Here is a 25,124-nt window from a genome sequence, read left to right as displayed (position 1 = left end):
ACGGCCCCGACGATGGCGGCCCTCAGGCCGCCATTTCGACCTTGGTCTGGCGGCCGATCAGGCGGCCGATGGTGGCGAGGCGGCGCTGGACCACTTCACCATCGAGGGCCGCGTGGCGCGGCGGCAGGCTCAAGGTGACGGCCTCGTCGCCCAGCACCAGGGGGCAATCGTGCAGGATGCCGGGCGTGCCGCCGGTCAGCACATGGCCCAGGCGCAGGGCGGCCCCCAGGACCCGGGCGCGCAGGATCTGGCGCTCGTCCAGCACGGCCGAGGCCTGGCGCGAGGCGCCTGACTCGGGGTCGCCGTCATAGCGGGCATAGATGGCCAGGGCGACATGGGCGCGGCCGGGATGGTCGATGCCGACAAAGGGCCCGCGCAGGATCTCGAACAGGCTTTGCTGGGCGCGATAATCCGGGTGGCCGCGCCAGCCGATGTCGGAGAGATGGCAGGTGGCCAGACGCAGGCGCGCTTCCTCGGCATTCTCGTCGGCAAAGAGCTGGGCGGTCCACTGCGCCATTTCCTCGCCGTGCTCGGCAAAGCGGCCCATGCGGGCGCCCATCTCGCAGGCGGTTTCAATCAGCGGGTCCAGCGCCCGCTCCCGCGCCGACAGCCGGCTGTAGAGCAGCCCTTCGCGCAGACCGTAGGAGGAGAACACCACATCCTTGGGCCTGGTCGCCTTCAGCACGCGGTCGAGGATCAGGGCGGCCAGCGGCAGGGTGTCGAGGCGCCGGCGCGAGAGGCCGGAAATCCGCTCCAGGCTTTCGCGAGACAGGTTCGAGATGATGCGGGAGAGATCGCGCACGTCACCGCGCTGGATGCGGTAGTGATGCAGCACGCGCAGGGGATAGCTGACCTGGGCCATGTGGATCTTGGCCAGGGCCCGCCAGGCGCCGCCGACCGCAAAGAAGGTGCGCCCGCGCAGGTCGTCCAGCCAGGGCAGGCCCGACAGGGACTGGTCGATGATGTCGCTGGCCTTGTTGCGATCGCCCTGCGCCGCTTCCATCAGGCGCAGCGGGCCCAGCGGCAGGGTCGCCTGGGCACCCACCTGGCCCTCGCCGACCATCACCACTTCCAGGCTGCCGCCGCCCAGGTCGCCGACCAGGCCGTTGGCGTCGGGAATCGCCGAAAGCACGCCTTCGGCCGAAAAATAGGCTTCCTCCTGGCCCGAGAGCACGCGGATCGGCGCGCCCGCGATCTTGCCGGCGCGGGCCACGAAATCGGGCCCGTCGCTGGCATCGCGCACTGCCGCCGTGGCCACGATTTCCAGACGCGATACCCCCATCACCCGGGACAAGGCGACAAAGCGCTCGATCGCGGCGAAGGAGGTCTTCACCCCTTCGGCGTCGAGCTTGCCGGTCGAGGCCAGACGCCTTCCTAAGCCGCACAGCACCTTTTCATTGAACATGGCAGCGGGATTCCGGCCCACGCTCTCGTAGACCACGAGGCGGACCGAATTCGACCCGACGTCAACGACCCCGACCCGTCCTGTTCTGCTTGCACGCGTACGCGGTTCCACGGCCTCGGCTATCGTCATCGGCTCTCGACGTTCAAGATTCGTCCAGCACCAGGCGCGGTGCCGCGGCGGTCTTAAGCGCCTTGCCGCGTCCCGACAAGCTCGGATTGGTCATGAAGTAGTTGTGCGCTGAAAAGCCGCCATCCTTGGCATGGATCCGCTGAAACTGGCCATCGGGCTGAAGGATCCAGGATTGTGCCTCGTCCTTCAGGTTAGCCACCATGATCTGGTCGAGGATCTGGTCCTGCACGGTGGGGTTGAGGATGGGCACCAGGGTCTCGACCCGGCGGTCGAGGTTGCGCGGCATCCAGTCGGCCGAGGAGATGAAGACCTTGGCATTGTCCGAGGGCAATTCCTGGCCGGCACCAAAGCAGATGATGCGCGAATGCTCGAGGAACCGGCCGACGATCGACTTCACCTTGATGTTTTCCGACAGGCCCGGCACGCCGGGGCGCAGGCAGCAGATGCCGCGCACCACCAGTTCGATCTCCACCCCCGCCTGGCTGGCGCGGTAGAGCTCGTCGATGATCTGGGGATCGACCACCGAGTTCATTTTGGCCCAGATCTGCGCCGGCCGGCCGGCCTTGGCATGAGCGATTTCCTCGTCGATCAGCTTCAGCAGGGTCGGCCGCAGCGTGTCGGGCGAGGCGGCCAGCTTCACCAGATGCTCGGGCCGGGCATAGCCGGTGAGGAAGTTGAAGAGATAGGAGGCATCGCGGCCCAGCACCGGATCGGCGGTGAAATAGGACAGGTCGGTATAGATGCGCGCGGTGATCGGGTGGTAATTGCCGGTGCCGAAATGGGTATAGGTCACCAGTTGCCCGGCCTCGCGCCGCACCACCAGGCTGATCTTGGCGTGGGTCTTCAGCTCCAGGAAGCCATAGACCACCTGCACCCCGGCGCGTTCCAGGTCGCGCGCCCATTTGATGTTCGCCGCCTCGTCGAAGCGGGCCTTGAGTTCGACCAGGGCGGTCACCGACTTGCCGGCCTCGGCCGCCTCGACCAGGGCCTTGACGATCGGGCTGTCGTTGGAGGTGCGGTACAGCGTCTGCTTTATCGCGACGACCGCCGGGTCCGCCGCCGCCTGGCGCAGAAACTGGACCACCACGTCGAAAGACTCGAAGGGATGGTGAACCACGATGTCCTTCGAGCGGATGGCGGCGAAGCAGTCGCCGCCGAAGTCGCGGATGCGCTCGGGAAATCGGGGGTTATAGGGGGTGAACTTCAGCTCGGGCTTGTCGTCGATGATCAACTGGCTGGTGTCGGCCAAGCCGATCAGGCCGTCGACCACGACCACCTCGGCCGGGGACACTTCCAGTTCCTCGATGACGAAGCGGCGCAGATCCTCGGGCATCGCCGAGTCGATCTTCAGGCGGATCACCAGGCCCTTGCGCCGGCGCTTCAGCGCCGACTCGAACAGGCGGACCAGATCCTCGGCCTCCTCCTCGATCTCCATGTCGCTGTCGCGAATGAGGCGGAACAGGCCGCGCCCGGTCATCTCGTAGTTGGGGAACAGGCGGTCGAAGAACAGGCCGACGATATTTTCCAGGCTGACGAACCGGATCTCGGCGCCGGGCAGGCGGATGAAGCGGTCGATCTGGGTGGGCAGCGGCAGCAGCGCCTTCATCAACTGCCCGTCGGTCCGCCGCTTGAGCTGCATGACGATGGCAAAGCCCAGGTTGGGCAGGAACGGGAACGGGTGCGCCGGGTCGATGGCGAGCGGTGTCAGCACCGGGAAGATCTGCTCGAGGAAGCGCGACGAGAGCCAGGACTTCTCGTCGGCGGTCAATTCCTCGGGCGGCACGACGGCGATGCCGACGCCGCGCAGGTCGTGGGTCAAGCCGATCCAGCAGCGCTGCTGATCGGCCATCAGCTTGGCCGCCGTCGTATTGATCGCCACCAGTTGCTGCGCCGGGGTCAGGCCGTCATAGCTGAGCGTCTCGACCCCGGCCCGCACCTGGCCGCGCAGGCCGGCGACGCGCACCATGAAGAATTCGTCGAGATTGTTGGCCGAAATCGATAGAAAGCGCAGGCGCTCCAGCAAGGGGTGCTTGATGTTGAAGGCCTCGTCCAGGACGCGGTTGTTGAAGGCGAGCCAGGAGAGTTCGCGGTTGATGAACCGGTCGGGACTGTCCATGGAAACCGCGGGGATGGCGGCCGGTGCCGGGGTCGCGGGCTGGTCGCTGGTCGCAGTCTTGCTCGCGGCGCTCTCGGTCACGGCCATATCCTCCATACGCTCAACGAAATATTGCGCAAAAGCTACAATAGCAAAATGACACTGTCATGGCGCGTCGCTTGCGGGGCCGGCGGGTTCCAACATCGCCACCACCCGGCGCACGACGGCCGGGCCCAGCCGGCCGCCGGCGCTCAGCGACTCGCGGTCCAGGGCCGCGACCAGGTTGCGGGCCGCTGCCGGGGTGCGGTCGATGCGGGTGACCACCCAGTCCAGCAGCCGCGCTTCCAGCGATAGCTGGCGATCGGCCAGCAGCTTGGCGATCAGGGCCACCAGCGTGGCCTCGTCGGGCAGGCCCAGCGATGCCACGGGGACAGCCCCCAGGCGCGAGCGCAGGTCGGGCAGGGTCAAGGGCCAGCGTGCCGGGGCCGCGCGCGCCGTCAGCAGCAGGCTGCCCCCCTCCTCCCGCATCAGGTTGATCAGGTGGAAGAAGGCCTCCTCGTCGCCGACCGCGTCCGCGTCCTCGATCAGCACCGGGCCGCCGGCAAGGGCCGGCACCAGGGCATTCGACAGCGCCGCCGGCAGCACCACCGTGGCGCCGACATCGCTGGACCAGACCGCGGACAGGTGCGTCTTGCCCGAGGCGGGCGGCCCGACCAGCGCCAGGGCCTGGCCCGGCCAGTCGGGCCAGCGGGCCAGCCATTGCACCGCGGTTTCGTTGCCGCCGTGAACGATCAGGTCGTCACGGCCCAGGGCGGTGGAAAACGGCAGGTCCAGGGGCAGTTGCACCGCCCCGGGCCGCTCACTCACCGTCGACCTCGGCCGGCGCGGGCTCGCCGGTATAGAGGCTGCTGCGCAGGTAGTTGTGCAGGGCGAAGCGCACCAGCACGCCGACCGCCGCCGCCGCCGGCACGGCCACCAGCACGCCCAGGAAGCCGAACAGGGCGCCGCCCGCCAGCAAGGCGAAAATGATCCACAGGTCGTGCAGGCCGACGCTGCGCCCGACCAGATAGGGCTGCACGAACGTGCCCTCGGCCCCCTGGACGACCAGGTAGATGGCAAAGATGATTCCCAGTTGCGTCCAGTCGAGGCCGAATTGCCCGGCGCCGACGATCAGCGCGACGGACAGCCCGAACAGGCCGCCGACATAGGGGATGAAAGCCAGGAAACCGGCGAACAAGCCGATGATCAGGGCGAAATTCAGGCCGGCGATGGTCCAGCCCAGGGCATAGAGCGTACCCGAAATCAGGCACACGCCGACCTGGCCGCGCACGAAGCCGGCCAGGGCCTGGTCGATCAGCCGGGCCTGTTCGCGGATGGTCTGGACATGCTGGCGGGGCAGCCAGGAATCGACGGCGGCGATCAGCTTTTCCCAGTCGCGCAGGAGGTAGAACACCACCACCGGCGTGATCAGCATGATCGACAGGAAGTCGACCACGATCAGCCCGCCCGCCCACAATTTCCCCAGCACGTCGCCGACCATCGCCGCGGCGCTCTTGCCGACCTCGCTCAGGCTGCTGGACACGGCGGTGCGCTGCTGGCGGGTCAGTTCGGCCATTACATCGTTGATGAGCTGCTGGCCGACCTCCTGGGCCTTGGCGATCAGATCGGGCAATGCCTGGCCGAAGGCCACGACCTGGTCGCGCAGCAAGGGAAACAGCGCGACGAAGGCGATCAGGGCAAAGACCACGGAGGTGAACATGATCAGGGCCGTGCCCAGGGTTCGGCCGATGCCCCAGCGCTCCAGCCGGTCGACAACGGGATCGAGCAGATAGGCAATCGCCATACCGACCACGAAAGGCAGCAGCACCGACGACAGGGCCCACAGGGTGATGGCGAACAGGGCGACGGCGACAAGCCAGAACAGCAGTTGCTTGCGCGCCGTCATCATCCCTGCTCCATGCCCGCCATGTCGTTCAGCCAGATAATCAGATAGCGATACCACGAGGCCACCGTGGTTGCCGCGACCACCCAGATCAGAATCGTCGTGATCGTATCCGCCCGTTCGGTCAGGCCGAAGGCGAAATGGGCCAGCACCCAGCCGATCAGGCCGATCTGCGCGACGGTGTTGATTTTGGAGATCATGGTCGGGCGGATGGCCACGCGCCGGCCCAGCGCGCCGGCCAGCAGGATGGCGCCGATGATCAGCAGATCCCGGCTGACCACCAGCAGCACCAGCCATTTCGGTAGGTAGAGCTGAAGCCCCAGGGCGACGTAGATCGAGACCAGCAGGGCCTTGTCGGCGATCGGGTCGAGATAGCGGCCCAGCGTCGTCTCCATGCCGAAGCGCTTGGCCAGGAGGCCGTCGATCCCATCGGAAATGCCGGCGATCACGAACAGCCAGAAGGCCGTGACATAGCGCTGGTCGAGCAGCAGCCAGACGATGACCGGCACCGATCCCAGACGACCGAGCGTGATGAGATTGGCCAGATTGACCATCTATCCGGCCTGGTTACCTCATTCGAACAGCAGGTCAGGCGGCGCGTTGCCGCCCGGCGCCCCACTGCCCGGCAAGGGGGAAAGCGTCACCGGCGCCTGGCCGGGCGTCGCGGGCGTGTAGGGCACCGCGGTGGTCGAAGGCAGGCCGGCCCGCACCTGCCAGCCGGTGGTGGTATTTTCGAGCGCGATGCCGCGCTGGGCCAGGGCTTCGCGCAGGCTGCCCGGATCGCCCTGGTATTCGATGGCGATGGTCGCCTCGCCCACCACCAGCCGGCGGACGCTGACCTTCTTCACCGCGGCGGTGCCCTCGATCGCCGCCTTCAGATCGCGCCAGCCGCGCAGGTCGGTAAACAGCGCCTTGGCCTCGAGACTGACCACCGGGCCGGCCGGCACGGCATTGAGAGTGCGGTAGCGATTCTGGATCGCGTTGGCCACCGCGGTCACCGCCTTGTCGTAGGCCGCCGCCGGGTCGGCGCCGACCGGGTAGGTCGAGGTGAAGAACGGCGGCTGGCCGGGATCGGCGGCGGTTACGGTGATGCCCGCCCCGCTCTGCTGCACGGTGGCGACGATGCTGCCGTCGGCCTCGTAACGCGCCGCCAGCACGGCCAGGGCCCCGCCGTCGCCCTGCTGGGCCGCCTGGGCAGTCAGCGTCTGAAGATCAGGCAGATCGCCCAAGGGAATCACCATGCGCAGCGGATCGTTCCCCGCCGGGCGGCGATCCCAGGCCTGGCGCCAGCCGTTATCGTCCTCCCACAGGCGGGCGATGCCGTCCGAGCCGATCAGCAGCGGCACCACCACCACCGGCTTGCCCGCCGCCTCGACATAGTCGACGCCGGCGTTGGCCAGCAGCCGGTCGATCGCCTCGCGGCGGAACTCGACGGTGAAAACCGCGGAATAGCTGGTCGCCGTCGTCTTCTCCTGCTGGACCTCGAAGCCCTGCATGGTCTTGAACACCAACTGGTCGGTCACCGTCGGCAGGCGCCCCTCGGTGCCCGGCGCCGCCAGCCGCTTCAGCAGCATTTCGAGCGCGTCCCGCTGGGCCTTGGACGTTGCGGCATCGCGCGCCGCCAGCGGGTCGGCCGCCATCGCCTGCCCCGCCACGCCCTCGACGAGATAGCCCTCGGCCCGGGCGGGCGCCGACAGCGCAAGGGCGCCCAGCAGGCCAACGAAGACGAGCCGGATCACCAGGCGGAAAAGCGGCATGACAGGTCCAGGATGAAGGTGCATGGTCCGGCGACTATAGCGGCAGAAGGTGGCGCGACAAGGGCGGCAAGCCCTGGCTGCGTGCATATGCGCGGCCCCGCCCCTTGAGAATGCCCGCGATTGCAGTATGGTCCCGGCTTCCGGCCCTTTGGGCCCATTGCTTCTATCCAGGCGAGTCATGAGCAGCGGCTATACCTATCGCGGCGCGGGCGTCGATATCGAGGCGGGCGATGCCCTTGTCGAGGCGATCAAGCCGGCCGCCAAGGCGACCCTTCGTCCCGGCGTCATCGGCGGGCTGGGCGGTTTCGGCGCCCTCTTCGACCTCAAGGCCGCGGGCTATGACGATCCCTTGCTGGTCTCCTCGACCGATGGGGTCGGCACCAAGCTGAAGGTCGCGATCGCCGCCGGCATCCACGATACGGTGGGCCAGGACCTGGTCGCCATGTGCGTGAACGACCTGGTGGTCCAGGGGGCGGAACCGCTGTTCTTCCTCGATTATTTCGCCTCGTCCAAGCTCAAGGTCGATGACGCCGCCGCGGTGATCAAGGGCATCGCCAAGGGTTGCGAGATCGCCGGCTGCGCCCTGATCGGCGGCGAGACGGCCGAGATGCCGGGCCTCTACCAGGACGGCGACTATGACCTGGCGGGCTTCGTCGTCGGCGCGGTGGAGCGCTCGAAGCTGCTCACCGGCGGCGACGTGGTACCCGGCGACCTGCTGATCGGCATCGCCTCCAGCGGCGTGCATTCCAACGGCTATTCCCTGGTCCGCCGCATCGTCGAGGGCGAAGGCTATGCCTATGACCAGTTGAGCCCGTTCGAGCCGGGGAAGACGCTGGGGCAGAGCCTGCTGACCCCGACCAGGATCTATGTGAAGGGGCCGCTGGCCGCGCATCGCACCGGCCTGGTCAAGGCCTATGCCCATATTACCGGCAGCGGCATCATCGGCAACCTGCCCCGCGTCCTGCCCGATAAGGCGGCGGCAGAGCTGGATGCGGCGCGCTGGAGCCTGCCGCCGGTGCTGGCCTGGCTGCAGCAGGTCGGCCGCCTGGACGCGGCCGAGATGGCCAACACCTTCAACTGCGGCTTGGGCATGATCGCGGTGGTGGCGCCGGACAAGGCGGAAGCGGCCCTGCGCGTCCTGCACGAGGCGGGCGAAAGCGTCGGCATCGTCGGCCGCATCGTCGAGCGCACCGGCGCCTCCCAGACCTCGGTCATCGGGCCGGCCGGCTGCTGGGGCCAGCAAGAGACCTGGGCGGTATCGTGAGCGCTGCCCCGCGCCGGCGCACCGCGATCCTGATTTCGGGCCGCGGTTCCAACATGGCGGCCGTGCTGGACGCGGCCGTGGCCGCGGACTATCCGGCACAAATCGTCCTGGTGCTGTCGAACCGGCCGGGCGCCGTCGGCCTGGAACGCGCCGCGTCGGCCGGCGTGGCGACCCTGGTGATCGACCACAAGGGTTACAAGGACCGTGCCGGCTTCGATGCGGCGCTGGATGCAGCGCTCGAGGCGGCCGGCGTCGAACTGGTGGTGCTGGCCGGCTTCATGCGCCTGCTGACGCCGCAGTTCACCCTGAAATGGCTGGGCCGGATGATCAACATCCACCCGTCCCTGCTGCCCTCGTTCAAGGGCGTGCATGTGCACGAACAGGCGCTGGCCGCCGGCGTGCGCTTTTCCGGCTGCACCGTGCATTTCGTCACCGCCGACATGGATGCGGGGCCGATCATCGGCCAGGCCGTGGTCCCGGCCGTCCCCGGCGAGGGCCCGGACGACCTGGCGGCCCGGACCTTGGCGGCCGAACACCGCCTCTACCCTGCCGCGGTGGCCCTGGTCGCCGCGGGCCGTGCGCGGCTGGACGGCGGCCGCACGGTCTATGACGGCGACGCCTGGACCGCCGTTACCTTAACCTGACGTCAAGATGGCCCGGGTATTCGTCGTGACCATGACGAAACAGCGGGCCCTTGCGATCGCCCTCGCCCTGTCCGTGCTGGCGGCGCTGCCGGCCCAGGCCGCGACCGGCCGCGCCCGCTTGGTGCAGGCCTTCACCGACCTGCGCCTGGGCAAGGCCGACCTGGAGGACGCGCAGGTCATGCTGGACGCGGCCCAGGGCGGCGATGCCCGCTCGGCCGAGGCGATCGCCTGGATGCTGGGCACCGGCACGGTGCTGGAGCAGAACCCGCCGCTGGCCTTCGAATGGTATTTGCGCAGTTACCTGCTGGGCCTGCCCGACGGCGTCCAGATCGCCTATCGCTATTACCAGGCGATGAACACGGTGGAGCGCGCGCAACTCGATCCCGCGGTGCTGTCCTATGTCATCGCCGAGGCGACCAGGCCGCCACCGCCCCAGGCCCCGACCGATGTCATCGTGCCGCGGACCGCACCGCCGCCCGATTCAGCACAAGTGGCCGAGATCCTGAAGATAATCGAGGAGGAGACGCGCAATTCCAACGTCTCCTATGCCCTGGCGCGGGCGGTGGCGAAGGTCGAGTCCGGCTTCCGGTCGAATGCCCTGTCGCCCGCCGGCGCCCGCGGCGTGATGCAGATCATGCCGGCGACGGCACGGGGCGAATTCGGCCTCGACCCCGACACGCTGTGGGATGCGCGGGTGAACATCCGCACCGGGGTGAAATTCCTGGGCGCGCTGATCAGCCGCTACGGCTCGGTCGACATCGCGCTGAGCCACTACAACGGCGGCTCGCGCGTGGGCAAGCCCGGCTCTGCCAAGGTGATCCCGGCAACCCAGCCTTACGTCGACGCGGTCAATGCCTGGACCGCCTACTACCTGAGACAGGACGGGGGACCGCAGCCGGCCACGCCGCGTCAGGATATTTTCGTGGTGCCGCAGCCAGCCCGTCAGTGAGCCCGGTAGAACAGCGCCCGCCCCGCCGGCACCAACTGAAGCAGGATGTCATAGTCCGCCACATTGGCGGTCAGCACCGCGAGCCCCAGCTTCCGGGCCTGGAGGAACAATACACAATCCTGCAAGGCGCGCAGCCTGCCGTCCTTCTCGTAACCCTGAAGGCGGCACAGGATGCCCGAGAGCAGCGCGCCCCGGCCCAGGACATCGGCATCGGGGGTGAAGACCCGGTGCGGCGGCATGGCCGCGATCTGCTTGCCGATTTCGGCCGCAACACCCGCGGTTCGCGGATCGGCGGGATCGAGCGCGCCGACACTGTGCATCAATTCCTGAATGGCGACGGTTGAATGACCGACTTGAGACCTCTCGATGAGGTCGTCCAGCAGACGAGGAGCGCGGTTCCGCATCTGGTCGATATAGACGCAGGTATCGAACAACAATGCCTGCCCGCCCAGCGCATCGACCCGAATGAAGGGAAGGTCTTCATCGGCTCGTCGTGCCAGCGTCTTTCGCCGATCGAAGCGGGCCCAGCGCCGCGCCGCCTCGAAATCGAAGGCTGGCACTCAGTAGCCGAGCTTCAATGTTGGATCCACCGTGCCACGGGATTTTTTGAAGACTTCGACGAAATTGTCTTCAAGCGCGATCGACGCCAGGGCGAATTCGATCAGGTCGGTATCGGTCTTGATGCCGGTCAGCCGCTTCGCTTGCTCGACCAGCACCGGGCTGACCCTGCCGGCGATCCGCCCGCTCTTGTCGCGCAGCAGGCCCGCCTGCTCCGCAGCCTGCATGACGGCCTCGAAACGCTCCTTGCTGATGCTGGGGGCTGGCTTGGCCATCGCCGATACCTTCGTTCAACAAATTTTCATGTGTGTTGAACATGCGCCGCAGACCGTCGCTTTTCAAGGCCCTCAAATGAAACGGGGCCGCACAAGGCGGCCCCGTCAGTTGCGAAGAAATCCGCTTTCAGCCGACGATTTCGGTCTGGGCGAAGAAGTAGGCGATTTCGATCGCGGCGTTCTCGGCGCTGTCGGAACCGTGGACCGAGTTGGCCTCGATCGACTCGGCGAATTCCTTGCGGATGGTGCCCTCGGCGGCATTGGCCGGGTTGGTGGCGCCCATCACTTCGCGGTTCTTGGCCACGGCGCCTTCGCCTTCCAGGACCTGGACGACGACCGGGCCGGAAATCATGAACTCGACCAGCGAGCCGAAGAACGGCCGGGCGGCGTGCACGGCGTAGAAGCCCTCGGCCTGGGCCTTGGTGAGCTGGACGCGCTTCTGGGCGACGATCGCCAGGCCGGCGTCCTCGAACTTGGCGTTGACCTTGCCGGTCAGGTTGCGGCGGGTGGCGTCCGGCTTGATGATCGACAGGGTGCGCTCGACGGCCATGATCGGCTCCATTTGGTCTAAGGGGGCTGGTAAAGTCGGGCGCCTTGTAGCCGAGGCAGGCCTGTGTGGCAACCGTGGTGCTTTGTCACTTGTGCTGCACGTGCTAATAGCCCGCCCATGTTACGGATCGAGAACCTCACCTACCGCATTGCCGGGCGCGTCATCATCGACGGCGCCTCGGCCTTCGTGCCCGCCGGCCACCGGGTCGGCCTGGTCGGCCACAACGGCGCCGGCAAATCCACCCTGCTGCGCCTGATCTTAGGCCAGGCCCATGCCGATGACGGCGACATCTCGCTGGAACGCGGCGCCAAACTCGGCACCGTGGCCCAGGAGGCGCCGGGCGGCGACGAGACGCCGCTGGACGTGGTGCTGGCCGGCGACCAGGAACGCGCGCAACTGATGGCCGACGCGGAGACCGAGACGGACGGCGAACGGCTGGCGGAGATCCACGAGCGCCTGGGAGCGATCGGTGCCCATGCCGGCCCGGCGCGGGCCCAGCGCATCCTGGCCGGCCTTGGCTTCGACGCCGAGGCGCAGTTGCGGCCGATGGGCAGCTTCTCCGGCGGCTGGCGCATGCGCGTGGCGCTGGCCGCCGTGCTGTTCGCCGAACCGGACGTGCTGCTGCTGGACGAGCCGACCAACTATCTCGACATCGAAGGCACGATGTGGCTGGAGGATTTCCTCGCCCGCTACCCGCGCACCCTGGTGATCGTCAGCCATGACCGCGACCTCTTGAACAAGGCGGTCAACTCGATCCTGCACCTCGACCAGGGCAAGCTGACCCTCTATGCTGGCGGCTTCGACCGCTTCGTGAAAACCAGGGCCGAGAAGATCGCCAACCTGGAAGCCCAGAAGGTGAAGCAGGACGCGGCGCGCAAGCACCTGCAGAGCTTCGTCGACCGCTTCCGCGCCAAGGCCTCCAAGGCCAAGCAGGCCCAGGCGCGCATGAAGATGATCGAGCGGATGGAACCCTTGCCGGAACTGCCGGGCGAGACGCGGGTGGTGTTCCGCTTCCCCTGCAAGGACGAGTTGGCGCCCCCATCATCACCTGGACGGCGTCTCGGTCGCCTATGAGAACCGGCCGCCGGTGCTGCGCCACCTCAATCTGCGCATCGACCCCGATGACCGCATCGCCCTGCTCGGCTCCAACGGCAACGGCAAGTCGACCTTCGCCAAGCTGATCGCGGGCCGCCTGGCGGCCGCCGGCGGCCATGTCCACCGCGCGCCCAAGCTGCGCCCCGGCTTCTTCGCCCAGCACCAGCAGGACGAATTCCGCCTGGGCGAGACGCCGATCCAGCACATGTCGGACCTGCTGCCGCGGGCACGCCCACGCAGATCCGCAGCCGCCTGGGCGCCTTCGGCTTCGGCGGGCAACTGGCCGAGACCGCGGTGGGCCGCCTGTCGGGCGGCGAGAAGGCGCGGCTGCTGTTCGCCATGATGGCGGTCGACGAGCCCAACATGATCATCCTCGACGAGCCGACCAACCACCTGGACATCCAGGCCCGCGAGGCCCTGGTGGAGGCGGTGAACGACTACCCGGGCGCCGTCATCCTGATCAGCCACGACCGCCACCTGATCGAGGCCTGCGCGGACCGGCTGTGGCTGGTGGCCCATGGCACCGTCGCCGCCTTCGACGGCGACATGGAGGACTACCGCCGCCAGGTCCTGGCCGGCGCCTTCGAGAGCGGCCCCAGCAAACTCGCGGGCGGCGACATGTCGGCCGCCGATCGGCGCGAGGCCCGCCGCGAAGCGGCCAGGGCCCGCGACGCCCGGGCGCCGCTGGTCAAGAGGATCAAGACCCTGGAAGCGACGATGGAGAAACTGGGCAAGGACTTGGCCCAGATCGAGGTGTCGCTGGCCGATCCCAAGAACTTCAACGACGCCACCAGGCTGGCCGAACTGGGCCGCAAGCGGGCCGAGGCGACCCGCGCTCAGGAAGCCGCGGAAAGAGAATGGCTGGAAGCCCAGGAAGTCTTGGAAGCGGCTTCCTGATCCCGGCGGGCGGCGAGCCAGGCCTTCCGCCCCGCGGCATGCACCGCCGCCATCACGGCAAAGGGAATGGTGACCTCTGTCGGCACCAGGCCGGCGATCTCGCAGACCATGAGCAGCGGGAACAGAACCAGTGCCGGGCGGCACGCCCAAGCCAGCCAAGCCATCACCCGATCGAAGCGCGCTGCCACCATTTGCCGGTTCCCTCAGATCAATGTTCTTTCTTTGTTCTCACATGATCTGACGTCGCGCGCAACAGGAATCTTCACCTTTTGTTCTTCGATGTCGAGTCCTTGATATCGAGCGTCAGGCCCTTGGGGCAGCGCGTCGCACCGCTCCATTTCAACGGTGGGTCGCCCATCCCCAAGCCAATGACCATCGCGGATAATCTCTTTCGCGATGCCATGTGCGGTGATGACCGCCTCTATGGATTTGATCTTCCCTTGTGGCGTCTTGATGACTTCACTTGCCCCGAGTCGCTGTTGGTCATCAGACGCCGTCGTCGCAAACCCGATCCGATCTGGCGCTAACCGGGTGGCCGACACGATCAGCGTCCCCACGTACTCGCCCGCCCCACTGTTATTGGTGATATGCGGGCCAATAGGCGAGTCGACAACATAGCGAAGATACTGGTTCCGCTTCGACGGCGGCTCCCCGCAGTCGACGGCCCACGTCCCGACCAATCCGAATTCCAGCATGGTCGATATCGTGTCCTTCGCATCGTCCGCCTGGGCTGAAACTGCTCCAGAGAGAAGTGCTGCGATGGCCGCTGCAGCCATTTTGGATCGACAGTTGAAGGTCATCGTGCCCGCCAGCAATTGGAGAAGCCTGAGAATACTCACTCTCTGTACGAGCACAAAACTATCCGGATCCGGGCGCGGCTCTATACCCAATCGTCGATCTGAATGACCTCGCCGCTTTGAACGGGAGACTCCAAATTTCGATTGTCGAGTCCGTTCGGATAGATCACGCGACGGCCCGATGGATCCCGGATCAAGTCCGGGATGACGACATGAAGAGAGCGAAAATCCGGGGAGGTCGCGCCCTGTAGAACCGAGCGCCAGCCTCCCCCATGTCGTCATCCCGGACCTGATCCGGGATCCATTGCGGGCCGGGCGTGGTCAACACGAAATCGTCCGGATCGGGCCGTCTTGTCATGTTCCAGTAGTCGACCAGCGCCAGCGGCCAGTTCTGCGAGACGCGGCCCTTGGCGTTCTTGTACCAGCTCGAGACCTGCGGCGCGCCCCAGGCCATGCCGGCGTTGGCGGCGTCGATGCGGGTGTTGAAGGCGTCGTGCATGTCGGGGCGGACCTCCATGGCGGCGTAGCCGCCTTCCAGCAGCAGCTTCACGCAGCCGACGATGTAACGCACCGCGCATTCGGAGAAGAAGATGATGCTGCCGTTCACCACGATGTTGGTGTTGGGGCCGTAGATGCTGAACAGGTTGGGGAAGTTCGGCATGGCGATGCCGAGATAGGCCCGGGCGTCACCATTCCACTGGTCGTGCAGGTCGACCCCGCCCCGCCCCTTCACCTTGAACGTGCGCAGGAAGTCGCTGGCGTGGAAGCCGGTGCCATAGATGATCACGTCGACATCCACCGCCCGGCCAGCGGCGGTGACGATACCGGTCGGCGTGATGCGAGCGATGCGCTCGTCGATCACCTCGACATTGTCGCGCTTGAGGGCATTGAGCCAGGTGCCGTTGTCGCGCAGCATGCGCTTGCCGCCGGGCGGGTAGTCGGGCGTTACCTTGGCCAGCAGGCCGGGATCTTCTATCTGCATGGCGATGTAGCCGGCCAGCGCCAGGCGCAGTTCCTCGTTGAGCGCGCTGACCGCCTGCGGGCCGCCATCCCAGGCGGGGTCGATGCGCACGGCGTCGAGCACGCCGTCGGTCATCAGCCAGAACAGGTAGAAGCGGTACCAGCTCCGGTAATAGGGCACGTGTTCGAGCAGCCATTGTTTGCCCGCCGGCACATCCTCGTGATATTCCGGCGTCGGCCCCAGCCAGGGGGCGGAGCGCTGGAACACGAAGAGTTTCTCGAGGCCCGCGGCGATCTCGGGCACGAACTGGAAGGCGCTGGCGCCGGTGCCGATCACGGCGACGCGCTTGCCCTCGAGGGTCACGCCGTGGTTCCAGCGGGCGGAGTGGAAGCTCTCGCCCTGGAAACTGTCGCGGCCTTCGATGTCGGGGAATTTGGGCTGGTTGAGCTGGCCCACCGCGCTGATCACCGCGCTGGCCTCGATCACCTCGGCATGACCCGATTTGTCGCGGACGCGCACCTGCCAGCGACGGCTTGCCTCGTCCCAGACCGCCTCGTCGACCGTGGTCTCGAAGCGGGTATGGGCGGCCAGGCCGTGCTTGGCTGCGATGCGCTGGAAATAGCCGTAGAGCACGCCGCGCCTGGAATAGAACTGCGGCCAGTCGTGGTTGTTCTCGAAGGAATAGGAATAGAGGTGGTTCTGGGTATCGACCCGGCAGCCGGGATAGGAATTCTCGAACCAGGTGCCGCCGAAATCGGCGTTCTTCTCGACCAGCACATAGGGAATGCCCGACTGCTGCAATTCGATCGCCGCCAGGATGCCCGACATGCCGGCACCGATGATGACGACGCGGAACCGGGCCTTGGCGCTGGCCGGAACATTGATCTCGGGCGCGCTGGCGCGGGGCTTGCCGCCGCCGATCGCCAGTTCCTCCATCAGGAAGGACACGTAGTGTTCGGGAATGTCGACGCCGGCGATGAAATCCATCATCCGGCGGATCGTGTCGGCCGGCGGCAGGGGCGGCAGCGGCGCGCCGTCGCGCAGGGCTTTCAGCGCCGTGGCGGCCCGAGCGCGCACCGTTGCCTGGACGTCCGGGGCCAGGCTGCCCTGCCCGTCGCCGAAAAAGTCGTAGACCGGCCGCGGCACTTGGGTCAGCAGCGAGACATCACCGGTCAGATGGACCAGTGCCAGAACCAGCGAGGGGATATGCGCCGATTCCAGCGCCTGTTCGATGGCCCGGTCGTCGCCAAAGCCCTGGTCCGCCCGCTTGAACGCCGGATCGCCCATCTTGAACCCTCCCTTGTGCCGGTCCGGGTCGTTGCCCGGCCGATCGTTCTTGCTTGGGCAAATTATGACGCAGGAGTCAGGTTTCGTGGCAAGGGGATTTCATCAGGCCTTCTTCTCCCACTTCCCGTCGCCGCTCTGCTGCCAGTAGGCGAGCGTGTGGCCGGCCTGCTTGAAGGCGGTCCAGCGGGCGCGGGCGGCGGCGAGCGCCACTTCGTCGTTGCCGTCGAACATGTCGAGGCAGCGGTCGAAGCCGGCGAGGTCCAGGCTGGGCGGGCTGGCGCCGTCGACCAGGACCAGGATGGTGGCGGCGTTGGGCCTGTCGTCGGGTCTCGCGGTCAGCCAGACCGGCTGGTGGGCGGCGTTGTCGTCCGGCGCACGCCCATGGGGCAGGAAGGCCTGGTCGTCATAGGTCCAGAGGGCTGAATCGAGGGACGGCAGGCGTTCCGGCACACCGGTGACCACCACCGCCTTCAGGCCGCTGTCGACGACACGGGCCAGGAGACGCGGCAAGGCCCATTCGAGGGGGCGGGATTCAAGGTGGTAGAAAGAGACGTCAGGCATTGGTCACCCCGCGAGATGCAAGCCCTCTCCGCCCCTTGGGGGGAGAGGGTTGGGTGAGGTGGGGCGGTGGCGTAGGGCGAGCTTTTGCCCGGTCCACCACCTCACCCTTCCCATTGCGGCGCAATGGGCCCCTTCCCTCTCCCCGCTTGCGCGGCGGAGAGGGAGTTTTTTATTTCCCCTCGTAGTTGTCGGCGACTAGGCGGTCGAGGAGGCGGACGCCCCAGCCGGTGCCGCCCTTGGGCGCCGTAGGCTGGTCCTTCTTGGTCCAGGCGGTGCCGGCGATGTCGAGGTGGGCCCAGGGCAGGCCGTTCACGAAGCGCTGCAGGAACTGGGCCGCGGTAATCGAGCCGCCGGCGCGGTCGGCGCCGATGTTCTGCATGTCGGCGATGTCGGAATTGATCTGCTTGTCGTAGGCGTCGCCCAGGGGCAGGCGCCACACGCCCTCGCCCGTCGCCTTGCCGGCGGCGGTCAGCTTGTCGGCCAGCTCGTCATTGTTCGAGAACAGGCCGGCATATTCGTGGCCCAGCGCCACGATGATGGCGCCGGTCAGGGTGGCGAGGTCGACCATGAACTTGGGCTTGAAGCGACCCTGGGTGTACCACAGCGCGTCGGAGAGGACGAGGCGGCCTTCGGCGTCGGTGTTCAGCACTTCAATCGTCTGGCCCGACATGGAGGTGACCACGTCGCCCGGGCGCTGCGCCGTGCCCGACGGCATGTTCTCGACCAGGCCGACGACGCCGACCGCGTTCACCTTGGCCTTGCGGCCGGCCAGGGCCTTCATCAGGCCGATGACCGTGCCGGAACCGCCCATGTCCCACTTCATCTCCTCCATGCCGCCGGCCGGCTTGATCGAGATGCCGCCGGTGTCGAAGGTGACGCCCTTGCCGACGAAGGCGACCGGCGCCTCCTTGGCCTTGCCGCCCTTCCACTGCATGACCACGAGTTGGGATTCCCGTTCGCTGCCCTGGCCGACACCCAGCAGCGCGCCCATGCCGAGCTTGCGCATCTGCGCCTCGCCCAGGATCTCGACCTCGACACCCAGCTTCTCCAGGGTCTTGGCCTGCTTGGCCAGGGTCTCGGGGTAGATGATGTTCGCCGGCTCGGTCACCAGGTCGCGGGTGAAGAAGACGCCGTCGGCGATCTTCTCCAGCGGGGCGAAGGCCTTCCTGGCCGCGGCCTCGCCGGCCACGGCGATGGTCACCTTGGCCAGACTGGGCTTGTCTTCCGGCTTCTTCTTGGTGTGGTACTTGTCGAAGCGATAGCTGCGCAGCAGAGCGCCATAAGCGATCCGCGCGGCGGTCTCGCCCAAGGTCAGGGCCGAGCCTTCGGCGGCGTCGAGCAGGACGGTCACCGCCTCTTCGCCCGAAAGCCCCAGGCGCGCGACGATGGTGCCGCCGGTCGCCTCGGCGGCCAGGGTGTCCAGCGCCTTGGGCTTGCCCAGGCCAATCAGCAGCACGCGGGACAGGTCCAGGCCGCCCGGCGCCAGCACTTCCAACGCCTCGCCCCGCTTGCCCTTGAAGCGGCTGGCCTTCATCGCCCGGGTCAGACCGCCGCCCGTGGTCTTGTCCAGCCGCTGCGCGGTGGGCGACAGCGCGCGATCTTCATAAGCAAAGACGACCGCAGCGCCGGCGGTCGGCAGGCTGGGGGCGGCGAAGGCGATCTTCATCGAATGACACTCCGGGATGACAGTGATGTTTCATAGAGGCGGGCCGGCGGCATCTTGAAGCGCGCGAGCACGGTTGGGAAGCCCCCAGCCGGCTCGACATGGCAGCGGCGGGCCGCTATTCACGTCGGCCATGAGCGCCCCCGCCCCTGCCCCGCCCGCACCATCGGGCCACCTCGCCCTCGTGGTCGCCATCGCGGCGGGCATTGCCGCCCTGCGCGTGGCGGCCCTGGCGATCGGCGACCTGCCGCTCTACCTGGACGAGGCGCAATACTGGTTCTGGGCCCAGGACCTGGCTTTCGGCTATTTCTCCAAGCCGCCGCTGATCGCCTGGGCGATCGCCGGGACCACGGCGATCTGCGGCGATGGGGCGGCCTGCGTCAAGCTCGCCTCGCCGCTCGCCTATGCGCTCGCCCCGATCTTTGCCTATCTGCTGGGGCGCAACCTGTTCTCGGACCGGGTCGGGCTGCTCTCGGCGATCGGCTTTGCCACCCTGCCGGGCGTCGCCTTCTCCGGTTTCATCATTTCGACCGACCCCCTTCTCCTCTTGTTCTGGGTGATGGGGCTGTGGGCGTATGAACGCGGCCTGGCGACCGGCAGCCGGCCCTATTGGCTGGCCCTGGGCGTGGCGCTGGGCCTGGGCCTGCTGGCGAAATATGCCATGGCCTATTTCGCCCTGCCGGCGCTGATCGTGATGGCCCTGCGCCCGAAGGGCCTGCGGTCCTGGGGCGGCCTGGCCCTGGCCGGGCTGGTCGGCCTGGCCATCCTGTCGCCCAACCTGATCTGGAACGCCCAGTCGGGCTTCGAGACCTTCCGCCACACCGCCGCCAATGCCAGCGTCGGCGCCCGGATCGGCAATGTGGCCGGGGTGGTCGATTTCCTGGCCGACCAGGCCGCGATCCTGGGCGGCTTCTCCCTGATCCTGATCGCCGTGCTGATCCGGCCGCGGGCCAGCTTCGCCGGCCGGGGCGAGCGCTTCCTGGGCTGGTTCTCGCTGCCGATCCTGGCCCTGCTGATCGTCCAGGCGTTTCTCTCGCGCGCTCACGGCAATTGGGCGGCGGTCGCCTTCCCGGCCCTGGTGGTGCTGATCGTCGCGGTGCTGGACCGGCTGGACTGGCCGCGCCTGCTCAAGGCGACCCTGGCCTTTCACGCCGTGATCCTGCTGGTCCTGACGGCCGGCATCGCCATCGGCCAGGTTCCCTTCGTCGAACTCACCACCAAGACCGACCCGTTCCGCTGGGTCCGCGGCTGGGACCGCCTGGCCGGCGCCGTCGACGGGTTGCGCCGCCAGGGTGCCGACCGGGTCGTGATCACCACCGAACGCGGCGCCACGGCGGAACTGGTCTATTGGCTGCGCGACAGCGGCGCCGTGATCCGCCGCTGGTCCAATGCCGCCGACGGCGCGCCGGACGATTCCTTCGCCCTGGTGCTCGACATCAACGATGCCCGGGGCCGCGATGCCGTGATCGTCTCGCGTTCCGACAACCTCTCGGCCGAATTGATCGCCGCCTTCGCCGCGGTCGAGGCGCCGGTCAAGGTCGAGATGCGCCCCTATCCCGACCCCAAGGGCACCTATTACCTGTTCGTCGGTCATCAGTTCCGCGGCCGCGAGACACCATGAGCGCCGGGCTATCTCAGGCTCGGCCCCGAGGCTATAGTCGCGCGCAATGAATCGGATGACGTCCTATATCCGGCGGCAGATTGCCGCCCCCTTGATCTTCTTCACCTTAGGCTTGACCGGGGTGATGCTGGTCGGGCAGTCGCTGCGCACGGTCGACCTGATCGTCAACAAGGGCCTGTCGCTGCAGACCCTGCTGCAACTGACCTCGCTGCTGATCCCCGGCGCCCTGTCGCTGATCCTGCCGATCGCCCTGTTCTGCGCCATCATCTTCGCCTTCTACCGGCTGTGGCAGGACAGCGAGCTGATCGTCATGAACGCCTCGGGCTTTTCGGTCTGGAGCATGATCCGGCCGGCGCTGGAGCTGGCGGTGGTGATCATGGGCCTGACCCTGGTGCTCAATCTCTACATCACGCCGCTGGGCCTGCGCTCGTTCCGCAACGAAGTGGCGGAAATCCGCGGCGACCTTGCCGCCGTGTTCCTGCAGGACGGCGAATTCACCGAGCCGACCTCGGGCCTCACCGTCTACGTCCGCGAGCGGGCGCTCAGCGGCGAATTGCGCGGTGTTCTGGTCTATGACGCCAGGCGGCCGGACAAGACCGTGACCATGATGGCCGAGCGCGGCACCCTGCTGCCCGAAGGCGACGGCACCAAGATCCTGCTGGTCAACGGCAACCGCCAGGAAAGCGAGCTGTTCACCGGCAAGGGCGCCTACCTGAGCTTCCAGCGCTATGTCCTGGACCTGGGCAGTTTCAGCGACGGCGGCGGCACCCGCTGGATCAAGCCGGGCGAGCGCTTCCTCAGCGAATTGCTGCCGCCCTTCACCGATCCCAAGGACCAGGAGTCGGCGGCCCAGTTGATCACCGAGGCGCACAAGCGGATGTCGTCGCCGCTCTATGCCCTGCCGCTGGCGCTGATCGCCGCCTGCGGCCTGCTCTCGGGCGAATATTCCAGGCGCGGCAAATACCTGCGCACGGCGGTCGCCGCGGTCGCCGGGCTGGGCCTGCGCCTCAGCGAACTGGGGCTCAGCGGCCTGGTCATCGGCGAGCCGATGCTGGCGCCCGTCCTTTATCTCGTGCCGCTGGTCGCCGCAGCGCTTGCGCTCTACATCCTGCGCCCGCCACGCCGCAACGTGGCGGCGAACGATCCCGATGTCGGGTCGGCAATGCCCGCGGGCGCGGGCGGGGGGCCGCCTGATGCATCGGATCGCCCCGGTCTTCGCGCTCTACATGATGCGGCGCTACCTGTCGGGCCTGGGCCTCGTCTTCGCGCCGGTGATCGCCCTGATCTATATGATCGACCTGCTGGAACTGACCCGGCGGGCCAGCCGCGTCCTGACCCGCGAGGCCGACCTGCTGACCTTGATGCAGATGTCGGCGATGAAGCTGCCCGGCCTGGCGGTCACGGCCCTGCCCTTCGCCTGCCTGTTCGGGGCGATGTGGACCTTCGCCCGCATGACCCGGTCGAACGAACTGGTCATCGCCCGTGCCGCCGGCCTGTCGGTCTGGCAGTTCCTGGCGCCGCCGATGATGGTTGCCCTGCTGCTGGGCATCTTCGTCGTCGGCATCGTCAATCCCTGGTCGTCGGCGCTGAACTACCATTACCGGCAGCTCGAATCCTATTACATCAAGGGCACCTCCGAGAGCCTGTCGACGGTCACTGATTCGGGCATCTGGCTGCGCCAGGCCGATCCGCAGGGCAGCGCCGTGATCCATGCCCTGACCGCCTCCGACGGCGGCCTGCGGCTAAGTGCCGTCGTGGTCTTCATGTTCGACAAGGACGAGCAGTTCCTGCGCCGGGTCGAGGCCTTCAGCGCCCGCTTCGACGGCGACGTCTGGACCTTGAGCGACGCCTGGGTGATCGAGCCCGACCGCCAGGCCAAGGCCGTGCCGGTCTATCGCCTGGCGACCAATCTGCGCCCCGACGACATCCAGCAAAGCCTGGCAAACCCTGATTCCGTCTCGTTCTGGTCGATTCCGGCCTTTGCCAAGCGGCTGGACGCGGCCGGCTTCTCGTCGACCCGCTACCTGGTGCAGTGGCACACGCTGGCCTCGCTGCCGCTGATCCTGTGCGCCATGGTGATCGTCGCCGCGACGGTGTCGCTGCGCCATTCCAGGCGCGGCCATGTCGGCGTCCTGATCGGGCTGGGCGCGATCGCCGGTTTTGCGCTGTTTGTCGTATCTGACATTGCCCGCGCGCTCGGCATCGCCGAAAGTGTGCCGATCATTCTCGCTGCCTGGGGGCCGGCAATCGCCGCCACCCTGGTGGGCATCGCGTTGCTGCTTCATTTGGAAGATGGTTGATGGCCGTCCGTCGTGGCTTTCTGGACATTCCCCGCTTGCGCAACCGCACGGCCATCGCGCTGGTGCTGGGCGCCGTTGCCCTGGGCGGGCCGACCCTGGCCGTGGCCGAGCCGCTGCCGGGCGGTGTCGCACCGGCGGAAGGCCCGGTGCAGATCATCGCCGACGAGATCATCTACAACCCCAATACCAAGACGGTAACCGCCACCGGCCACGTCGAGATCTCGCAGGGCGAGCGCGTGCTGATGGCCGAAAAAGTGACCTATTTCGAGGACAGCCGGATCGTCGCCGCGACCGGTAAGGTGTCGCTGCTGGAGCCGACCGGCGAAGTGCTGTTCGCCGACTATGTCGAACTCGACGATCAGTTGCGCGAAGGTTTCGTCCAGACCATCCGCCTGCTCTTCGCCGACGATTCGCGGGCGGCGGCGGTGCGCGCGATCCGCCGCGACGGCAATGTCACCACCCTCGACCAGGCGGTCTACAGCCCCTGCCTGCCGTGCGCCGAACATCCCGAACGGGCGCCGCTGTGGCAGGTCAAGGCGGTGAAGGTCACCCACGACCAGGCGGCCAAGACCGTCGAGTACGAGGATGCGACCTTCGAGGTCTTCGGCGTGCCGATCGCCTATACGCCCTATTTCTCGCATCCCGACCCCAGCGTGAAGCGCCTCAGCGGCTTCCTCAGCCCACAGATCGGCGGCAGCGGCAACTTAGGATTCAAGTTCGGCCTTCCCTACTACTGGGTGATCGACGATTCGAGCGACCTGACCCTTACGCCCTACATCACGACCCAGGAAGGCCCCTACCTGGTCGGCGACTATCGCAAGCTGTTCGAGACCGGCGACCTGACCGCCCAGTTCAGCGCCGGCTACGGCACCGAATACGACGACGACGGCAACGCCATCGGCGACGATTTCCGCGGCCACATCTTCGCCCACGGCCGATGGGACCTGGACGAGAACTGGCGCTGGGGCTTCGACGCGGAACGGGCCTCGTCCGACACCTATCTGAAGCGCTTCCAGTTCGTCTCGCCCAACTACCTGACCAGCGATCTCTATACCGAAGGCTTCTTCGACCGCTCCTATGTCTCGCTGACGACCTACAGCTTCCAGGGCCTGCGCAGCATCGACGACGAGGACACCACCCCCTGGTCCTGCCCCTGGCGATGGGAAGCTGGGTGTTCGAGCCCGATTCGATCGGCGGCCGCCTGGACCTGACCGCCAGTTCCGTCGCCCTGTGGCGCCAGGAAGGCACCAGCCAGCGCCGCTTCAGCGCCGGCGCAGCCTGGCAGCGCCCCTGGATCACGGACCTGGGCAGCGTGATCACCGTGGACCTGTCGGTGCGCGGCGATCTCTATGACAGCGAAGACGTCATCGACGACAGCGGCAACGATGTCTCGGGCCAGACTGCGCGCCTGCTGCCCAAGGCCTCGCTCGACATGCGCTATCCCATGGTCCGGCCGACCGAAAACGGCCGCCAGGTAATCGAGCCGATCGCACAGATCGTGCTGGCGCCCAGCGTGCCCCTGTCGAAGAAGATCTCCAACGAGGACAGCCAGAGCTTCGAGTTCGACGACACCAACCTGTTCGCGGTCAACCGCTTCAGCGGCTATGACGTGTGGGATTCGGGCTCGCGCTTCGTCTATGGCCTGCGCAGCGCCTATTACGGCAACGGCGGCACCACTTTCTCGGTCTTCCTGGGCGAAAGCTACGAGTTCAGCGACCAGGAGGACGTCTATCCCGAGGGCAGCGGCGTGGGCGACGGCCGCTCCGATTTCGTCGGCGCGATCACCTTCACGCCGACCTCCTGGCTCGACATCCAGCACAATTTCCGCCTGGACAAGGACGACCTGTCGTTCAACCGCAACGACATCCGCGCCATCATCGGCGACAAGCGCTTCACTGCCTATGTCGGCTACATGGCGGTCAAGGATCCCTCGGGCGTGCCGGGGCAGAACGACCGCGACGAAATCTATCTGACCGCGATCGCCCATCTCGACGACAACTGGTCGATCTACGGCGACACCCGCCGGCGCCTGAACGGTTCCAGCCTCGTCACGACCAGCAGTTCCGACACCACGACCGACAGCGCCAACCAGCTCTCGACCGGCTTCGGCCTGTTCTATACCGACGAGTGCATCGAGATCGGCGGCGTGTTCCGGCGCGAGGAATACCGCGACCGCGACATCGAACCCGATACCTCGTTCAATCTCGTCCTCCGGCTGCGCAATCTGGGCATGTGATGGGGCTTGCAATCGGCGGCTTCCGCCACAATCTGGCCACACCGCGGCGCTTTTCCTATTGTCGCCCAGGGACTATGCTGCACCCCGCTTTCCAAGACGGGCCTGAACGCGGCGCGGCTTCTCCCCGACCTAACGAAC

Annotated in this window: 21 protein-coding genes and 2 pseudogenes; 9 read left to right on the top strand and 14 right to left on the bottom strand. The window is 67.2% G+C overall.

The annotated features are described in order from the left end of the window. Positions 1 to 22 precede the first annotated feature (22 nt). The 6 genes from ppx to D3874_RS07765 are packed head-to-tail and all read right to left on the bottom strand — an operon-like array spanning position 23 to position 7,328. A complete protein-coding gene (gene ppx, locus D3874_RS07790) occupies positions 23 to 1,534 on the bottom strand; it encodes an exopolyphosphatase (RefSeq protein ID WP_119777575.1) in 1,512 nt (503 codons plus the stop codon). Positions 1,535 to 1,547: 13 nt separating this feature from the next. After that, entirely contained in the window at positions 1,548 to 3,737 is a 2,190-nt protein-coding gene (locus D3874_RS07785) for an RNA degradosome polyphosphate kinase (RefSeq protein ID WP_119782205.1), read from the bottom strand. A 57-nt stretch (positions 3,738 to 3,794) separates the two neighbouring features. Then, positions 3,795 to 4,496, bottom strand: coding sequence for a P-loop NTPase family protein (locus D3874_RS07780; protein WP_119777574.1), 702 nt, complete (start codon positions 4,494 to 4,496; stop codon positions 3,795 to 3,797). Continuing rightward, complete coding sequence (locus D3874_RS07775) at positions 4,489 to 5,577, bottom strand: AI-2E family transporter (RefSeq protein ID WP_119777573.1); 1,089 nt, start codon at positions 5,575 to 5,577, stop codon at positions 4,489 to 4,491. The genes D3874_RS07780 and D3874_RS07775 overlap by 8 nt, the downstream gene beginning before the upstream one ends. After that, entirely contained in the window at positions 5,574 to 6,125 is a 552-nt protein-coding gene (locus tag D3874_RS07770) for a CDP-alcohol phosphatidyltransferase family protein (protein ID WP_119777572.1), read from the bottom strand. Before D3874_RS07770 ends, D3874_RS07775 begins: the two co-directional genes overlap by 4 nt. Before the next feature lie 18 nt (positions 6,126 to 6,143). Next, positions 6,144 to 7,328 carry a DUF2066 domain-containing protein gene (locus D3874_RS07765; protein ID WP_158595892.1) on the bottom strand — a complete coding sequence of 395 codons (1,185 nt, stop codon included), beginning with the start codon at positions 7,326 to 7,328 and terminating at the stop codon, positions 6,144 to 6,146. A 178-nt stretch (positions 7,329 to 7,506) separates the two neighbouring features. On the opposite strand from D3874_RS07765, the gene purM reads away from it, so the two are divergent. Genes purM through D3874_RS07750 form a run of 3 tightly spaced genes read left to right on the top strand, consistent with a single transcriptional unit; the run spans position 7,507 to position 10,185 of the window. Continuing rightward, positions 7,507 to 8,592, top strand: coding sequence for a phosphoribosylformylglycinamidine cyclo-ligase (gene purM / locus D3874_RS07760; protein WP_147385565.1), 1,086 nt, complete (start codon positions 7,507 to 7,509; stop codon positions 8,590 to 8,592). 53 nt (positions 8,593 to 8,645) lie between these two features. Beyond that, positions 8,646 to 9,236, top strand: coding sequence for a phosphoribosylglycinamide formyltransferase (gene purN / locus D3874_RS07755; RefSeq protein ID WP_199699266.1), 591 nt, complete (start codon positions 8,646 to 8,648; stop codon positions 9,234 to 9,236). Between the two features lie 31 nt (positions 9,237 to 9,267). Continuing rightward, positions 9,268 to 10,185 (top strand): transglycosylase SLT domain-containing protein, encoded by a 918-nt coding sequence (locus D3874_RS07750; RefSeq protein WP_233560174.1) that lies wholly within the window; start codon positions 9,268 to 9,270, stop codon positions 10,183 to 10,185. Here D3874_RS07750 and D3874_RS07745 read toward each other — a convergent pair. From D3874_RS07745 to ndk, 3 genes are all read right to left on the bottom strand, one after another. Continuing rightward, entirely contained in the window at positions 10,179 to 10,745 is a 567-nt protein-coding gene (locus tag D3874_RS07745) for a type II toxin-antitoxin system VapC family toxin (protein WP_119777568.1), read from the bottom strand. The two genes, D3874_RS07750 and D3874_RS07745, sit on opposite strands and share 7 nt — an antisense overlap. Beyond that, the gene (locus tag D3874_RS07740) at positions 10,746 to 11,018 is read right to left on the bottom strand and encodes a hypothetical protein (protein WP_199698987.1); all 273 of its coding nucleotides are present in this window, start codon (positions 11,016 to 11,018) and stop codon (positions 10,746 to 10,748) included. Positions 11,019 to 11,145: 127 nt separating this feature from the next. Continuing rightward, entirely contained in the window at positions 11,146 to 11,568 is a 423-nt protein-coding gene (ndk, locus tag D3874_RS07735) for a nucleoside-diphosphate kinase (protein WP_119782202.1), read from the bottom strand. A 117-nt stretch (positions 11,569 to 11,685) separates the two neighbouring features. Between ndk and D3874_RS30110 the strand changes: the two are divergent. Next, positions 11,686 to 13,560, top strand: a pseudogene (locus D3874_RS30110) (ABC-F family ATP-binding cassette domain-containing protein). On the opposite strand, the gene D3874_RS27885 reads toward D3874_RS30110, so the two are convergent. The 5 genes from D3874_RS27885 to D3874_RS07710 all read right to left on the bottom strand — a co-directional run bounded on the left by D3874_RS27885 (position 13,500) and on the right by D3874_RS07710 (position 18,832). Further along, positions 13,500 to 13,751, bottom strand: a complete 252-nt coding sequence (locus D3874_RS27885; protein WP_147385563.1) for a hypothetical protein — start codon at positions 13,749 to 13,751, stop codon at positions 13,500 to 13,502. The pseudogene D3874_RS30110 and the gene D3874_RS27885 overlap by 61 nt on opposite strands. A 12-nt stretch (positions 13,752 to 13,763) precedes the next feature. Further along, a complete protein-coding gene (locus tag D3874_RS07725) occupies positions 13,764 to 14,375 on the bottom strand; it encodes a hypothetical protein (RefSeq protein ID WP_158595889.1) in 612 nt (203 codons plus the stop codon). A 175-nt stretch (positions 14,376 to 14,550) separates the two neighbouring features. Next, entirely contained in the window at positions 14,551 to 16,605 is a 2,055-nt protein-coding gene (locus tag D3874_RS07720; RefSeq protein ID WP_119777566.1) for a flavin-containing monooxygenase, read from the bottom strand. A gap of 102 nt (positions 16,606 to 16,707) precedes the next feature. Continuing rightward, the gene (locus D3874_RS07715; protein ID WP_119777565.1) at positions 16,708 to 17,166 is read right to left on the bottom strand and encodes a DNA polymerase III subunit chi; all 459 of its coding nucleotides are present in this window, start codon (positions 17,164 to 17,166) and stop codon (positions 16,708 to 16,710) included. A 169-nt stretch (positions 17,167 to 17,335) separates the two neighbouring features. Further along, the gene (locus D3874_RS07710; protein ID WP_119777564.1) at positions 17,336 to 18,832 is read right to left on the bottom strand and encodes a leucyl aminopeptidase; all 1,497 of its coding nucleotides are present in this window, start codon (positions 18,830 to 18,832) and stop codon (positions 17,336 to 17,338) included. A gap of 130 nt (positions 18,833 to 18,962) precedes the next feature. Here D3874_RS07710 and D3874_RS07705 point away from each other — a divergent pair, with 130 nt between their 5' ends. The 5 genes and pseudogenes from D3874_RS07705 (at position 18,963) to D3874_RS31125 (ending at position 24,986) form a co-directional block, all read left to right on the top strand. After that, entirely contained in the window at positions 18,963 to 20,450 is a 1,488-nt protein-coding gene (locus D3874_RS07705; protein ID WP_119777563.1) for an ArnT family glycosyltransferase, read from the top strand. Positions 20,451 to 20,496: 46 nt separating this feature from the next. Then, a pseudogene (lptF, locus tag D3874_RS30105) lies at positions 20,497 to 21,552 on the top strand (LPS export ABC transporter permease LptF); the annotation flags it as partial. A 46-nt stretch (positions 21,553 to 21,598) separates the two neighbouring features. Next, positions 21,599 to 22,750 (top strand): LPS export ABC transporter permease LptG, encoded by a 1,152-nt coding sequence (lptG, locus tag D3874_RS30100; RefSeq protein ID WP_119777561.1) that lies wholly within the window; start codon positions 21,599 to 21,601, stop codon positions 22,748 to 22,750. After that, positions 22,750 to 23,961: an LPS-assembly protein LptD gene (locus D3874_RS31130; protein WP_119777560.1), complete on the top strand. Its 1,212-nt coding sequence runs from the start codon at positions 22,750 to 22,752 to the stop codon at positions 23,959 to 23,961. Before lptG ends, D3874_RS31130 begins: the two co-directional genes overlap by 1 nt. Continuing rightward, positions 23,922 to 24,986: an LPS-assembly protein LptD gene (locus tag D3874_RS31125; protein WP_158595886.1), complete on the top strand. Its 1,065-nt coding sequence runs from the start codon at positions 23,922 to 23,924 to the stop codon at positions 24,984 to 24,986. Before D3874_RS31130 ends, D3874_RS31125 begins: the two co-directional genes overlap by 40 nt. Positions 24,987 to 25,124: the final 138 nt, after the last annotated feature.

Source organism: Oleomonas cavernae (genome assembly GCF_003590945.1).
GTDB classification, from domain to species: domain Bacteria; phylum Pseudomonadota; class Alphaproteobacteria; order Zavarziniales; family Zavarziniaceae; genus Zavarzinia; species Zavarzinia cavernae.
Note: the sequence above shows the minus strand (reverse complement) of the source record. Positions and strands in the feature narration are given on the sequence as shown.

Coding starts and splice junctions, on each gene's coding strand:
- D3874_RS07715 (WP_119777565.1), bottom strand. CDS start 17,166: ATGCCTGACGTCTCTTTCTACCACCTTGAATCCCGCCCCCTCGAATGG.
- D3874_RS07710 (WP_119777564.1), bottom strand. CDS start 18,832: ATGAAGATCGCCTTCGCCGCCCCCAGCCTGCCGACCGCCGGCGCTGCG.
- D3874_RS31130 (WP_119777560.1), top strand. CDS start 22,750: ATGGCCGTCCGTCGTGGCTTTCTGGACATTCCCCGCTTGCGCAACCGC.
- purM (WP_147385565.1), top strand. CDS start 7,507: ATGAGCAGCGGCTATACCTATCGCGGCGCGGGCGTCGATATCGAGGCG.
- D3874_RS07775 (WP_119777573.1), bottom strand. CDS start 5,577: ATGATGACGGCGCGCAAGCAACTGCTGTTCTGGCTTGTCGCCGTCGCC.
- D3874_RS07740 (WP_199698987.1), bottom strand. CDS start 11,018: ATGGCCAAGCCAGCCCCCAGCATCAGCAAGGAGCGTTTCGAGGCCGTC.
- D3874_RS27885 (WP_147385563.1), bottom strand. CDS start 13,751: ATGGTGGCAGCGCGCTTCGATCGGGTGATGGCTTGGCTGGCTTGGGCG.
- D3874_RS07720 (WP_119777566.1), bottom strand. CDS start 16,605: ATGGGCGATCCGGCGTTCAAGCGGGCGGACCAGGGCTTTGGCGACGAC.
- D3874_RS07785 (WP_119782205.1), bottom strand. CDS start 3,737: ATGGCCGTGACCGAGAGCGCCGCGAGCAAGACTGCGACCAGCGACCAG.
- purN (WP_199699266.1), top strand. CDS start 8,646: ATGGCGGCCGTGCTGGACGCGGCCGTGGCCGCGGACTATCCGGCACAA.
- D3874_RS07770 (WP_119777572.1), bottom strand. CDS start 6,125: ATGGTCAATCTGGCCAATCTCATCACGCTCGGTCGTCTGGGATCGGTG.
- D3874_RS07750 (WP_233560174.1), top strand. CDS start 9,268: ATGACGAAACAGCGGGCCCTTGCGATCGCCCTCGCCCTGTCCGTGCTG.
- ppx (WP_119777575.1), bottom strand. CDS start 1,534: ATGACGATAGCCGAGGCCGTGGAACCGCGTACGCGTGCAAGCAGAACA.
- D3874_RS07765 (WP_158595892.1), bottom strand. CDS start 7,328: ATGCCGCTTTTCCGCCTGGTGATCCGGCTCGTCTTCGTTGGCCTGCTG.
- ndk (WP_119782202.1), bottom strand. CDS start 11,568: ATGGCCGTCGAGCGCACCCTGTCGATCATCAAGCCGGACGCCACCCGC.
- D3874_RS07705 (WP_119777563.1), top strand. CDS start 18,963: ATGAGCGCCCCCGCCCCTGCCCCGCCCGCACCATCGGGCCACCTCGCC.
- lptG (WP_119777561.1), top strand. CDS start 21,599: ATGTCGGGTCGGCAATGCCCGCGGGCGCGGGCGGGGGGCCGCCTGATG.